The organism is Frankia sp. CgJB1 (assembly GCF_977947065.1).
This window is the reverse complement of record NZ_CDWTNB010000021.1, coordinates 22,944-35,397: the sequence shown is the minus strand read 5'-3', so window position 1 is coordinate 35,397 and position 12,454 is coordinate 22,944. Positions and strand designations below refer to the sequence as shown.

Genomic DNA, 12,454 nt, shown 5'->3' with positions numbered 1-12,454 from the left:
GGTAATCGCCGGCTATCGGGATTTCAATCTGATCGCGCTCGGTGGTTTCAGCGTTACCTACACTGCCCATCAGAATCTTTTCGCCAGAACCGTGGTAATCAAGATTACCAATGCTGCCCTGGGAGGCGGCGACGCCGCCCGCCGTTTCAACCGTTAATGCTAGGCGGTTGGCAGGCTGTCCCATCTTCCGGAGGTCGTGAGCGTCTTCGGAGCAGGAACGACGGCTGACGGAAGACCGTTCATCGTCATGCAGTACCTCCGCGATGGCTCCCTGGCCGAGCGGATCCGGGACGGTGGCGCGCTGTCCGTGCCGGAGGCCATCGGTGTCGGCACGCGGCTGGCCCGGGCGCTTGTCGCCGCGCACGGCGCCGGCATAATCCACCGGGACATCAAGCCCAGCAACCTGCTCGTCACCCCGGACGGGCATATCGTTCTCAGCGACTTCGGTACGGCCGCCATCATGGCCGATCCGGGTGCGTCCGCAAGCCTTGCCGCTTATATTCCCATCCACTGCGCGCCAGAGGTCCTGAACCGCGGCCAGTACGGAACCGCTGCGGATGTCTACGCCTTCGGGTCCACCCTGCACACCCTGCTCGCGGGTGTCGCGCCCTGCGCGCCCCGTCCCGGTGACGGGCCGGCGACCATACTTCGGCGCATACTTGCCGGGAACGTGCCCGAGCTGCCGGTGAACATCCCGCCGGAGCTGCGGAGCCTGATCCGACGGATGATGGCCCTCGATCTGGAGCGGCGACCTTCCGTCACAGAGATCGTCGAGGAGCTTGACGCTCTTGGCCGCAACGTCGGGACCAGCGCGCTGGGGGTCTCACCGGCATCCTCCGTTCCCTTGGACGACACCGTTCTCAGCGATCCGGAGGGTTCCCTGAGAACGGCGTCCGACGGCAGCCAGGGCGCGCCGAGAGCGAGGGACACGAGCGAGTTGCCAACCATCGTGCACCACAAGGTTCCTGAAGGCGACCGCGCACCCGGTCGGCCAACGGATGCGCGAGGCCTACGGCGGGGCCGGAGCCTGGTCGTTCCCGCGGTCGTCCTCACCGTCCTCCTGCTGGCATCCGGGGCCATGGTCGGCGTCTGGCGCCTGACGGCGATTTCGGCGGGCGGACCGGCGACCGTTGCCCCCTGGACCCCGCCGGCTCACCCGACCCTCCGCACGCCGACGACCAGCCCCGCGTCGCCGCGAACAGCGCCAGCCATGGTCACCGCGACCGCGACCGCGACCGTGGCCGCGACGCCGAGCGCCGCGCCGTCCCCGACTCCCGCCGTCGTACCGTCGACGACCGTGGCGGAATCAGATCCACCGGACCCGCCTGTGGCCAGCCCGTCAACCGTCCCACGGTTCACGGCGAGTCAGGAAAGCCTCTACGATCTTCTCAAGGCTTCCGTTCTCAATCGTTCGACGTGCAGGGGGCGCGCCGACCTGGAATCGAAATACGACGCGATCGCAGCGCTCTCCTGCAAGACGGCAACCGACACCACGTTGGTCTATCTGCGAAAATTCTCCACCCGGAGCGCCTATAACGACTATTTCGCCGGGCAGCGGTCCCACGTGGACGGGACCGGCCGATGCCGCTCCGGGGAGGAGGGGTCCAGCCGGTGGAACCACAACGGCGACGAACGCGGACCGCTTGTCTGCATCCGTCTCAGCAACGGTGACTACCGGATCGCCTGGGGCTTCGACGACGACAAGGTCGCGGTGTCCAAGGAGGGTGCCAGCCTGTCGAGCCTCTACAGCTGGTGGGAGGATCACGCGAACCTGCTGACGTCCTAACCGTCCAGGATGTGAGAACCCCGTCGGCCCGGCGGCGGGGTGACCAGGTACGAGAGCATCCGCGTCCGTCCCCGGAAGGCCCGGCGGTCAGTTCGCCGGGCTGACCGAGGACATGTTGAAGTCGGGGATCCGTACCGCGGGCATGCGGGTGAGCGTGAACCAGTCCGCCCATTCCCGCGCCATGGTGCGGGTGGTGGCGCCGATCTCGGCCAGGCGGCCGAGCAGGTCGACCGGTGACTCGTTGAAGCGGAAATTGTTGACGGCCCCGGTGACCTCACCGTTCTCCACCAGATAGACCCCGTCCCGGGTGAGGCCGGTGAGCAGGAGCACCTCGGGATCGACTTCGCGGATATACCACAGGCTGGTGAGCAGGAGCCCGCGTTTCGTCGAGGCGATCATCTCCTGCAGCGACGCGGAGCCTCCGCCGTCCAGGATCAGATTGTCGATCATCGGGGTGGTCGGGACCCCGGTGGCACGGGCGGACGCGCGGGTCTCCACGAGGGCGGCGAGGGTGCCGTCCGAGATCCAGTCGGTGGGCCTCAGCGCCAGCCCGTTGTCGAAGACACTGGACATCGACGAGGAGGACTGCGCGGTCACGAAGGGGGTTGTCGCGAGTTCCGGGTCGTGCGGATCGCTGGCCAGCCGCAGCCCCGCCGGTCCGATCGCCTCGCCGAGACGCGTGCCGCCGCCGGCCCGACTGAAGACCGTCCGGCCCTCGGCCGCGTCCCGACCGGCAGCCGTCCAGTACATGTAGATCATCAGATCCGCCACCGCGGAGGGCGGCAGCAGCGTCTCGTACCGGCCGGCCGGCAGTTCCAGCGACCGTTCGCACCAGGCCAGCCGGTCGCGCAGCGCCGCGTCGGTATCCGCGACGTCGACGTCGGTGAAGTCACGGGTCGACTGGCCGTGCCAGACCGAGCCACCGGGAACGCCGCTCTTGGCGTTCCACTCCACGCTGCCGGTCGGCTGGCTGTACCGCAGCCGTAGCCCCGTCGACGTCCCGAGCCACGTGGTGGTCAGATTGTGCTCGGCGAAGCCGAACAACCGCCGCCCGCCCGCCCGCGCCGCGGCGAACGCCTCCGCGAGGTCCCGGGCGAAGGAGGCGAACACCGTGGTGCTGGTTCGGGCGGCCGGATCGGTGAAGGCCTCGGCCGCGCCGCCCGCCGACCCCGCACCCGCGCCGACGGCCGTTGTGTCCAGCCCGAGCAGGTCCGTGTAGTCCTCGGCATCCTCGGCGTCCCGGGCCGCGTCCTCGGCGGCGCGGACGAGCTCCGCGAGGCCGTCGGCATCGGTGGGATGCGGCAGGTCGGTGGGACGCGCGGTGGGGCGGCCGCCGGGACCGGGGGAGTCGATGGTGGAGGCCGTCCGCACCCCGAACGAGCGGCCGATGACGCTGATAACGGTGATCGACCGGTCCCGGCTGGCGCCGTTGGTCGTCAACGTGTTGTTGGCCCAGCGCAGGTTCACCGCACTGGACTCGGTGGCGATCACTACGCAGCCGTCCGCCTTCGACAGGCCCAGGGCGCGTTCGACGATCTCGTGGGCGGCCTCGCGCACCATGCTTCCTCCGTCGGCTGAGACTGGTTCCGGTCCGGCCGGCCGGCTCATCGACCGGCCTCTCGGCGAGCATTGAGGATGTTGGTGCCGCGGAACAGAGCCGACGGGCAGCCGTGGCTGACGGCCGCGACCTGGCCGGGTTGGCCCTTGCCGCAGTTGAACGCACCGCCCAGCACGTAGGTCTCGGGGCCTCCCACGGTCTCCAGGGACCCCCAGAAATCGGTCGTCGTCGCCTGGTAGGCGACGTCGCGGAGCTGGCCGACGATGCGACCAGAGCGGATCTCGTAGAACCGCTGGCCGGTGAACTGGAAGTTGTACCGCTGCATGTCGATCGACCAGCTCTTGTCCCCGACGACGTAGATGCCGCGGTCGACCCGGCTGATCAGCTCCTCGGTCGACGGGCCGCCGGGCGCCGGGAGCAGGGAGACGTTCGCCATCCGCTGGATCGGCACATGGGCGGGGGAGTCGGCGAACGCGCAGCCGTTGGAGCGGTCGACAGCGAGCACGGCGGCATTGCGGGCCGCCATCGCCCGGTCGAGCTGATACCCGACGAACTGGCCGTCGCGGACGATGTCGAACCGGCGGGTCTGCACGCCCTCGTCGTCGTAGCCGATGGTCGCGAGCCCGTGCAGGGCCGTGCGGTCCCCGGTGACGGTCATCGCCGGGGAGCCGTACCGCAGCGTGCCCAGTTGGTCGAGGGTGACGAAGGAGGTACCGGCGTAGGCGGCCTCGTAGCCGAGCGTCCGGTCGAGCTCGGTGGCGTGCCCGATCGACTCGTGGATCGTCAGCCACAGGTTCGACGGGTCGATGACCAGGTCGTACGGCCCTGGTTCGACCGAGGAGGCCCCGGACTTCTCGGCGAGCAGACCTGGGATCAGGTCGATCTCGCTCTCCCAGTCCCAGCAGCCGGCCGCGGGGCCCGCCACCAGCCACTCCCAGCCGCGACCGACGGGCGGGGCGATCGTGCGCATCGACTCGAAGCCGCCCGCGGGATCGACCCGGGTTGCCTCGATCTGGCAGATCACCCGCACCCGCTGCTGTGTCGTCGTGGTCCCGGTCAGGTCGGCGTAGTACTTGTTCTCCATCACCGCGCTGAACCGGCCGTCGACATGGTCGACACCGTGCGCCGCGAACAGCGTCCGACACAGGCCGCCGACCCGTTCGACCCGGTCCCGGGCGTCGACCGCGAACGGGTCGGTCGCGTAGGCCGAGACCCAGACCGCGTCGGTGTGGGTCGGTTCCGGGGCGAGTTCGACCGGTTCGGAGTTGAGCGGGGCGGCGACCTGGGCCATCGCGACGGCCTCGCGGGCCAGCCGCGCCGCCTCGTCCGTCGTCAGGTCGACGCCGGCGGCGAAACCCCAGGTGCCGCCGTGTACCACCCGGACAGCCAAACCCAGCGTCGCGCCTTCATGGCGACTTTCCAGCGAGGCGTCGCGGAACGACAGCGAGGAGTCCTTGAGCCGTTCGATGCGGATGTCGGCGTGCGTCGCGCCGAGATCACGTGCGGTCTGCAGAGCCGCGTCGGCGAGCGCGGTGCGCGGCAGCGCGAGGAACTCGCCGTCGATCTCGTGAGCCGGCAGCCCGGATGAGGCCGAGTTCTGGACGAGGGTTGCCATGCCCCTATCCTGGCCCGTCTGTGCGACGGATGTCGGCGCGGCATGCTCGGATGACGCTGCGCATGCAGACGCTGCGAGAGCGCGAGACCGGGAGGCGCTGCCGTGTCCGGATCCGGCCGGGCAGGCATCAACGCCGCGGTCCGCCGGGAATCCCCGTCGTCGGCCGGGAACCGGCCGGAGGGTATTCACGAAGAGTGCCCGGCCCGGTATACGGCCCGGTCGGGATCGGGATGGACCAGAATACCCAAGAAGATCATTGTAGTTATGGGAAAAGACGCTCCAGGACGATCGCGACCCCGTCCTCATCATTCGACACGGTGATCTCGTCGGCGGCGGCCAGTACTTCGGGATGGGCATTCGCGACGGCGACCGCGTATCCGGCCCAAGCGAACATCGGTAGATCGTTCTGCATATCTCCGAACGCGATGACGTCGGCGGCGATCACCCCCCGCCCGGCGGCGAGTTCAGCCAGTGCCACCGCCTTCGACACCCCCGGTCCCGCGATCTCGAGAAGGTCCGCGCTGGAGGTTGTGACGACGGCGTCCATCCCGGCGAGTTCGACGATGGCGTCGTACACATCCGTAAACGGAGCGCCGCCCCGCCGGACAAGCAGTTTCGTCGCCGGCAGGACGCCCAGCAGCTCCGAGAACTCCGCGACGATCTCCTCGGGATCGGGCCACATCGTCTCGAAGGCGGGTTCCCGGCCGAAGCGCACGCCGCTCTCGACCGCGAACACCGCGTCGGGAACCGCGGCGCGGATCGCCGCCGCCAGCCGCAGGGCCGTGGCCGACTCCAGGCAGCGCTGGCTGACCGGCTCGCCGGAGTCGAGATCGAAGACCAGCGCGCCGTTCGCGCAGATCGCGAGCCCAGAGACCTCGGTCTGGGCGACGACGCCGGCCATCACCCGACTGGGTCGTCCCGTCACGAACACCACGGTCGCCCCGGCGCGTTCCACCCGGCGCAGCGCCCCGCGGGTGCGTTCGGACACCGTGCCGTCGCTGCGGATCAGCGTCCCGTCCAGGTCGGTGGCGATGATCGCGGGCGGAAGCACAGTCATCAAGTCAACCAGCAACATGGCGGCCGGTGGAGGGACTCCGTCGCACCGGCTCGCCGGCTGGCCGCGGAGCGCGTGTCTGTGGTCGTCGTGTGCCGCTCCGCGCCGCGGGCCTGCGGGGCGGAGGTCGTCCGCCCGGTGACGGGTAGCATGCCGAGCATGGTCCCTGCCGATCGGCCCGCCGTGCCATCCGTCGGCGTATCCGATTCGTCGAATGTATCCAACCTGAAAACATTCGACGAACTCTTCGTCGAGCTTGCCGAGAAATGGCGGCGTCGGACACCCGGCTCGGGAACTGTCGCCGCGCTCGATCAGGGCGTCCACCATCTGGGCAAGAAACTGGTCGAGGAAGCCGCTGAAGCGTGGATGGCGGCCGAGCACGAAGGCCGGGGAAGGGCCGCCGAGGAGATCTCCCAGTTACTCTACTGGAGTCAGCTGCTGATGATTTCTCTAGGCCTTTCGTTAGACGACGTATACTCCCATCTGTGATCGATTCTCTGTCCTTTCTCGTAGACGCTGAGTAGTGACGATGCTTCGTATCGCGGTTCCGAACAAGGGGGCGTTGTCGGCCGCCTCCGGTCAGTTGCTCTCCGATGCCGGCTACCTCGCGCGGCGCGAGGGGAGCGAGCTGGTGGTCGCCGACGTCGAGAACGACATCGAGTTCTTCTTCCTGCGCCCTCGGGATATCGCTGTCTACGTCGGGTCGGGTCGTCTCGATCTTGGTATCACTGGGCGTGATCTCCTCCTCGACAGCAATGCCGCCGCCGAGGAGCTCGTTCCGCTTGGATACGGGTTCGCCACGTTTCGTTACGCCGCTCCGGAGGGGACGCTCGCGGACATCGCGGAGCTCGCCGGCAAGCGGATCGCGACGTCGTTCCCCGCGCTGGTCCGGGCCGACCTTGCCGGCCGGGGGGTCACCCCGGGTGGCATCGTGACTTTGGACGGTGCGGTCGAGACGGCGGTGCGGCTCGGCGTCGCCGACGCGGTCGCCGACGTGGTCGAGACCGGCCGTACGCTCAAGGCCGCGGGTCTGGAGCTGCTCGGCGAGCCGGTCCTGCGCTCGGAGGCCATCGTGATCGCCAAGAGGGGCGCCGATCTGTCCCCTTCGCATGAGCGTCTGCTGCGCCGGATCCAGGGGGTTCTGGTCGCCCGGCGGTACGTGATGATGGACTACGACGTTCCGACGGCCGTGCTCGACAAGGCATGCGAAATCACACCTGGCTACGAGTCCCCGACGATCTCTCCGTTGCAGCGCGAGGACTGGGTCGCGGTGCGGGCGATGGTGCTGCGCGCCGAGGTCAACCGCATGATGGACGATCTCTGGGAGCTGGGTGCCCGGGGCATCCTCGTCTCCGGGATTCAGGCCTGCCGCCTGTAATCCCTGCTACCCGGAGCTACCTGTGCAGGATGAGCGACATGCCCTCGTTGCGGGTAGCGGTGCTGAGGAACTGGCCACGCACCGCGGATGTCACCGTGGTGGCCCCGGGCTTGCGCACACCGCGCATCGACATACACAGGTGCTCCGCCTCAATGACGACCATCACTCCGCACGGGTCGAGCACCTCGACGAGGGCGTCCGCGATTTGCGAGGTCAGCCGTTCCTGGACCTGCGGGCGACGGGAGTAGAGGTCGACCAGCCGGGCGAGCTTCGACAGGCCCGTGATCTGGCCCTTGCTGTTGGGGATGTAGGCGACGTGCGCCTTGCCGGAGAACACGACCAGGTGATGTTCGCACAGCGACGAGAAATCGATGTCACGGACCAGCACCATCTCGTCGTGGCCCTCATCGAAGACGGTGGTCAGGACCTCGGAGGGATCCCGGCCAAGACCCTCGACGGCTTCCCGGTACGCCCGCGCGACCCGGTCCGGGGTCTTGCGAAGACCCTCGCGGTCCGGGTCCTCGCCGATCCCGATCAGTAGCTCACGAACTGCGCGTGCGACTCGGTCATGGTCGAAGGGACGGGCCTGCCGCGGCCTGCCATTGCCCGGCGCCGGGGTTGACACAGCCGGTCCGTCGCCGTCGGCGATGGGGTCCGGGATGCCGAAACCGTCCATTCCTGGGGCCTCCGCCGCGGGAGATGATTCACCTCGTCGTTCGCCCGCGGCAGTGGACGCCTCGTCGGAATAAGACGTCAACGGCGTCTCCTCTCGTCGTCGCTCGGCCAGCTCGGCGGGGCCCACGGGTTGGCGATCCTCGGCCCGTCATGGGCCGGACCCCCGCCTCCGGGGGGCGCCGGCGTGCCCCGGCCCTGGGGATAACCGTGCCCCCCGGGGCTGCCATTCCCACCCGGACCACCGACATCCGTGCCGTGCGGTACGCCCCCGCCCGGACCGGGCGGGTCGACCCCGGGGCCCGAGTCCGCGGGTGCCCCCGGCACGCCGGTGGGCTGACCGTGACCGCCGGCCCCGTTGCCCCCGGTTCCGTTGCCGCCCGGTCCGCGTCCGGCGGCACCATTACCGTGGCCCGGGTCGTTCACCAGGTCGGCGACATCCGCCGTCAGCAGGCCGAGCTCGGCCGGAGTCTGCACCGGTGGCCGGTCGGAGGGGACGCGACGCCCCACCCCGGTGTAGATGCCACGCACGGGGCGTTTCTGGACCGTCGCGAAGACCTCGGCGACCTCGTCCTTACTCAGCGTCTCGGTGTCCATCAGCCGCAATACGAGGTTGTCCAGGACGTCCCGGTAGGTCACCAGGATCTCCCAGGCCTCGTCGTGTGCGGCCTCGATCAGCCGGCGCACCTCGATGTCGATCTCACTGGCGACCTCCTCGGAGTAGTCGCGTTGGTGGCCGACCTCCTTGCCGAGGAAGACCTCGCTGTTCTCGGTGCCGAACTTGATCGCGCCGAGCTTGTCGCTCATCCCGTACTGGGTAATCATTGCTCGCGAGATCTGGGTGGCCTTCTCGATGTCGTCGCTCGCCCCCGTGGTCGGGTCGTGGAACACCAGCTCCTCGGCGGTGCGCCCGCCGAGGAGGACGGCGAGGCGGTCGAGCATCTCCGAGCGGGTCGAGAGGTACTTGTCCTCCAGGGGAAGCTGCATCGTGTACCCGAGCGCGCGCCCCCGGGGCAGGATGGTCACCTTGTGCACCGGGTCGGAGTTGGGCAGTGCGTGCGCGACCAGGGCGTGGCCGCCCTCGTGGTAAGCAATGCGCTTCTTCTCCTTGTCGCTCATCGCGCGGGTCTTGCGCTCCGGTCCCGCCATCACGCGGTCGATGGACTCCTCGAGCAGCGCAGACGAGATGAATTTCAGGTTGGAGCGGGCGGCCAGCAGGGCCGCCTCGTTCAGTACGTTGGCGAGATCGGCACCGGTGAACCCGGGGGTCCGCCGGGCGATGACCATCATGTCGGCGTCCGGGCCGATCGGTTTGCCCTTGGAGTGCACCCGCAGGATGGCCTCGCGGCCGAGCAGGTCCGGCCGGTCCACGACGATCTGCCGATCGAAGCGGCCGGGCCGCAGCAGGGCCGGGTCGAGGATGTCGGGCCGGTTCGTCGCGGCGATGAGGATGACCCCGCCCTTGACGTCGAACCCGTCCATCTCGACCAAGAGCTGGTTGAGCGTCTGCTCCCGCTCGTCGTGGCCACCGCCGAGTCCCGCTCCGCGGTGGCGGCCCACGGCGTCGATCTCGTCGACGAAGACGATGGCGGGCGCATTGGCCTTGGCCTGTTCGAACAGGTCGCGGACCCGGCTGGCGCCGACACCGACGAACATCTCGACGAAGTCGGAGCCCGAGATGGAGTAGAAGGGCACCCCGGCCTCACCCGCGACGGCCCGGGCCAGCAGCGTCTTGCCGGTTCCCGGCGGGCCGTAGAGCAGGACCCCCTTGGGGATCTTGGCTCCGATCGCCTGGAACTTGCCCGGGTTTTCGAGGAACTCCTTGATCTCCTCGAGCTCCTCGATGGCCTCGTCCGCACCGGCCACGTCGGCGAACGTCGTCTTCGGCGTGTCCTTGCTCACCAGCTTCGCCTTGGACTTGCCGAAGTTCATGACCCGGTTACCGCCGCCCTGCATCTGGTTCATGAAGAAGAACAGCAGAAGGACGACCAGCAGTACGGGCAGCAGGTTCAGCAGGAGCGAGACCAGGATGTTTCCACGGTCGACCGAGACGTCGTAGGCGACCCGCTTGTTGCGGAGCTCGTTCGCCAGGACGACACCCTGTTCGGTGACATAGGACGACTCGAACTTCTGGCCGTCCTTCGTCTGGATCTGGATGAGCTGCTTCGAATCCTGGATCTTGGCCTTCGCCACCTGGCCTTCGTCGATCTGCTGCTGGACGAAGTTCAGGTCTCGCTTGCCGTACTCACTGGGACCCGAGAGGACACCCGTCGTGAGAATGATCACGAACAGGACCAGGAGCAGCAGTGGCACCCAGCCGCGGAAAATTCTTCTTGGAGTCATCTGTCTGGAGCACCGGACACGAGCGCTCCACCCTCCTGACGTGTGTGCTGCCCTCGATCGGGATTCCCTTGTGCCGAGGGTACCGCCGGTGCGCGCATCTCACCGCGCGTACATCCGACCAACGGATCGGCGGCCCGCGCTGTTCCGATCGTGGCGGTCTGATGGTGTTCGGTGTTTCGCTCGTGGCGGATGCGGCGATCGAGGGCGTATCCGAGCGGGCGGAAGGCCGGCAGGTTCAGGCCGGGGCGCCCCGCTCGATCGCCGCGGGTGTGAGGGTCCCGACAAACGGCAGGGTTCGATAATACTCCGAGTAGTCAAGACCATACCCGACGACGAACGCGCCGGGAATATCGAAGCCGACATATCGGACATCTACGTCCACGGTGACAGCTTCGGGCTTACGGAAGAGCGCCAGGACCTCGAGCGAGGCGGGGCCGCGTGAGCGCAGGTTCTTCAGCAGCCAGGACAGGGTCAGCCCGGAGTCGATGATGTCTTCGACCACCAGGACGTCCCGGCCCTCGATCGACCGGTCCAGATCCTTGAGGATGCGCACCACGCCGGACGAGGAGGTCGACGACCCGTACGAGGAGACCGCCATGAACTCCATGGTCAGCGGGACCGTCAGCGCGCGGGACAGGTCCGCCATGACCATGACGGCGCCCTTGAGCACGCCCACGAGCAAGATCTCCCGGCCGGCGTAGTCGGCGTCCACTCTGGCCGCGAGCTCGACGATCTTCGCGGCGATCTCGTCCGAGCTGACCAGGACCTCGGCGATGTCGGGATGCGGGCTGTGCCGGAGGCCGTCATGGGCGCCTCCGGCGTCGGGGGTCGTCGTCGCGGTCTGACTCACCTGGTCGTCCTCCTCGATGTGTGGCGGGGTGGCGGCATCCGGCTGTCGGGCGGCGGGGCCGGCTGGCGACGGTGGAGGAACCACCGGCCCGGTCAGCGTGACCCTGTTCTCCCATCGCCGGGCGAGCACGCCGGTGGGAAGCGGTACCGGCTTCTGTCCGCGCCACCGCGTTACCAACTCCTCCACCGCCCAGATGTGCTCCGCGCGCAGCGCGGAGGCCGACGCTCCGACGTCGATGGCCGCCCGGCGCAGCAGCCGACCGCGGAGCGCCGCGGTGAGCCCGGCCAGTGCGGCGACGTCGAAGGCGACCTCGCCGGTGCACGGCCGGCCACGAGCCATGACGACCTTGCCGTAGACCTCGGCGGCCATGGCGTCCAGGGCGTCCGCGTCGGCCCGCAACAGATCGGCACTGCGCGCCAGCGACTCGGCGATGCCCGGGCCGAGCTCCGTCTCCAGCACGGGCAGGACCGTGTGACGCACCCGGGACCGGGTGAACGCCGGGTCCCGGTTCGTCGGGTCGTCCCACACCTCGAGCCCCTCGGCGAGGCAGGCGGCCCTGGTGTCCGCGCGGCGGATCCCGAGCAGTGGCCGGCGAAGCAGGCCGTCGTCGGCCGACATCCCCCCGAGGGACCGGGCGCCCGCGCCCCGCGCGAGCCTCAGCAGCACCGTCTCGGCCTGGTCGTCCAGCGTGTGGCCGAGAAGCACCGCTTGGGCGCCGAGCCGATCGGCGACCGCCGCGATCGCGGCCCGCCGTGCCTGTCGGGCGATCCCCTCGGAGCGAGCAGTGTGCTCGGTCAGGACCTCCACCGGATCCAGGCCGAGGGCCCGACCCTGGCGGGCGACGCGCTCCGCCCGTTTGGGTGAGCCGGCGTCCCAGCCATGATCGACCGTGACCATGCCGGCCCGCAGGGCGCGGCGGGGGGCGACGAACGAGAGGGCCGCGGCGAGTGCCAGGGAGTCCGGGCCGCCGGAGCAGGCGACCAGCACCAGTCCGCCGGGTGGCAGGTCGGTGACCGCGCGGCGAACCGCCAGCCTGACTGCCGCGACCGCGGGAGCGGGAGATCTCGACGAGTGAACCGTGCGCGGAACCGGATCGCCCGGTCGGACGTCGCCGGCATGGCCGGCGTGGTCCTCACCAGCGATCGGTGGGGTCACAACGTCGGCCGGAAGGCGGACGTGGAACAGCCCGGGGAGTCGG

General features: G+C 69.2%; 10 protein-coding genes. 3 read left to right on the top strand and 7 right to left on the bottom strand.

Going from position 1 to position 12,454, the window contains the following annotated elements:
- Positions 1-184, bottom strand: a 184-nt coding sequence (locus tag AC08OT_RS04580; protein ID WP_476602558.1) for a hypothetical protein, incomplete at its 3' end; no start/stop codon positions are given.
- Positions 185-196: 12 nt separating this feature from the next.
- Between AC08OT_RS04580 and AC08OT_RS04575 the strand changes: the two genes are divergently transcribed.
- Positions 197-1,786: a serine/threonine protein kinase gene (locus tag AC08OT_RS04575; RefSeq protein ID WP_476591804.1), complete on the top strand. Its 1,590-nt coding sequence runs from the start codon at positions 197-199 to the stop codon at positions 1,784-1,786.
- 87 nt (positions 1,787-1,873) lie between these two features.
- Here the strand turns inward: AC08OT_RS04575 and AC08OT_RS04570 are convergent, their stop codons facing one another.
- The 3 genes from AC08OT_RS04570 to AC08OT_RS04560 form a co-directional block, all read right to left on the bottom strand.
- On the bottom strand, positions 1,874-3,394 hold the full coding sequence (locus AC08OT_RS04570; RefSeq protein WP_476591803.1) for a metallopeptidase TldD-related protein: 1,521 nt from the start codon (positions 3,392-3,394) through the stop codon (positions 1,874-1,876).
- Positions 3,391-4,959, bottom strand: a complete 1,569-nt coding sequence (locus AC08OT_RS04565; protein WP_476591802.1) for a TldD/PmbA family protein — start codon at positions 4,957-4,959, stop codon at positions 3,391-3,393. The genes AC08OT_RS04570 and AC08OT_RS04565 overlap by 4 nt, the downstream gene beginning before the upstream one ends.
- A gap of 262 nt (positions 4,960-5,221) precedes the next feature.
- Positions 5,222-6,016: a Cof-type HAD-IIB family hydrolase gene (locus tag AC08OT_RS04560; protein WP_476591801.1), complete on the bottom strand. Its 795-nt coding sequence runs from the start codon at positions 6,014-6,016 to the stop codon at positions 5,222-5,224.
- A gap of 135 nt (positions 6,017-6,151) precedes the next feature.
- On the opposite strand from AC08OT_RS04560, the gene AC08OT_RS04555 reads away from it, so the two are divergent.
- Positions 6,152-6,502, top strand: coding sequence for a phosphoribosyl-ATP diphosphatase (locus AC08OT_RS04555; RefSeq protein ID WP_476591800.1), 351 nt, complete (start codon positions 6,152-6,154; stop codon positions 6,500-6,502).
- 40 nt (positions 6,503-6,542) lie between these two features.
- Positions 6,543-7,391: an ATP phosphoribosyltransferase gene (gene hisG / locus AC08OT_RS04550; RefSeq protein WP_476591807.1), complete on the top strand. Its 849-nt coding sequence runs from the start codon at positions 6,543-6,545 to the stop codon at positions 7,389-7,391.
- A 16-nt stretch (positions 7,392-7,407) separates the two neighbouring features.
- Here the strand turns inward: hisG and folE are convergent, their stop codons facing one another.
- The 3 genes from folE to hpt form a co-directional block, all read right to left on the bottom strand.
- Positions 7,408-8,148, bottom strand: coding sequence for a GTP cyclohydrolase I FolE (gene folE / locus AC08OT_RS04545; RefSeq protein ID WP_476591799.1), 741 nt, complete (start codon positions 8,146-8,148; stop codon positions 7,408-7,410).
- Positions 8,145-10,406, bottom strand: coding sequence for an ATP-dependent zinc metalloprotease FtsH (gene ftsH / locus AC08OT_RS04540; RefSeq protein WP_476591798.1), 2,262 nt, complete (start codon positions 10,404-10,406; stop codon positions 8,145-8,147). Before ftsH ends, folE begins: the two co-directional genes overlap by 4 nt.
- Before the next feature lie 235 nt (positions 10,407-10,641).
- On the bottom strand, positions 10,642-12,411 hold the full coding sequence (hpt, locus tag AC08OT_RS04535) for a hypoxanthine phosphoribosyltransferase (RefSeq protein WP_476591797.1): 1,770 nt from the start codon (positions 12,409-12,411) through the stop codon (positions 10,642-10,644).
- Positions 12,412-12,454 lie beyond the last annotated feature (43 nt).

Coding starts and splice junctions, on each gene's coding strand:
- AC08OT_RS04570 (WP_476591803.1), bottom strand. CDS start 3,394: ATGAGCCGGCCGGCCGGACCGGAACCAGTCTCAGCCGACGGAGGAAGC.
- AC08OT_RS04565 (WP_476591802.1), bottom strand. CDS start 4,959: ATGGCAACCCTCGTCCAGAACTCGGCCTCATCCGGGCTGCCGGCTCAC.
- AC08OT_RS04560 (WP_476591801.1), bottom strand. CDS start 6,016: ATGACTGTGCTTCCGCCCGCGATCATCGCCACCGACCTGGACGGGACG.
- hisG (WP_476591807.1), top strand. CDS start 6,543: ATGCTTCGTATCGCGGTTCCGAACAAGGGGGCGTTGTCGGCCGCCTCC.
- ftsH (WP_476591798.1), bottom strand. CDS start 10,406: ATGACTCCAAGAAGAATTTTCCGCGGCTGGGTGCCACTGCTGCTCCTG.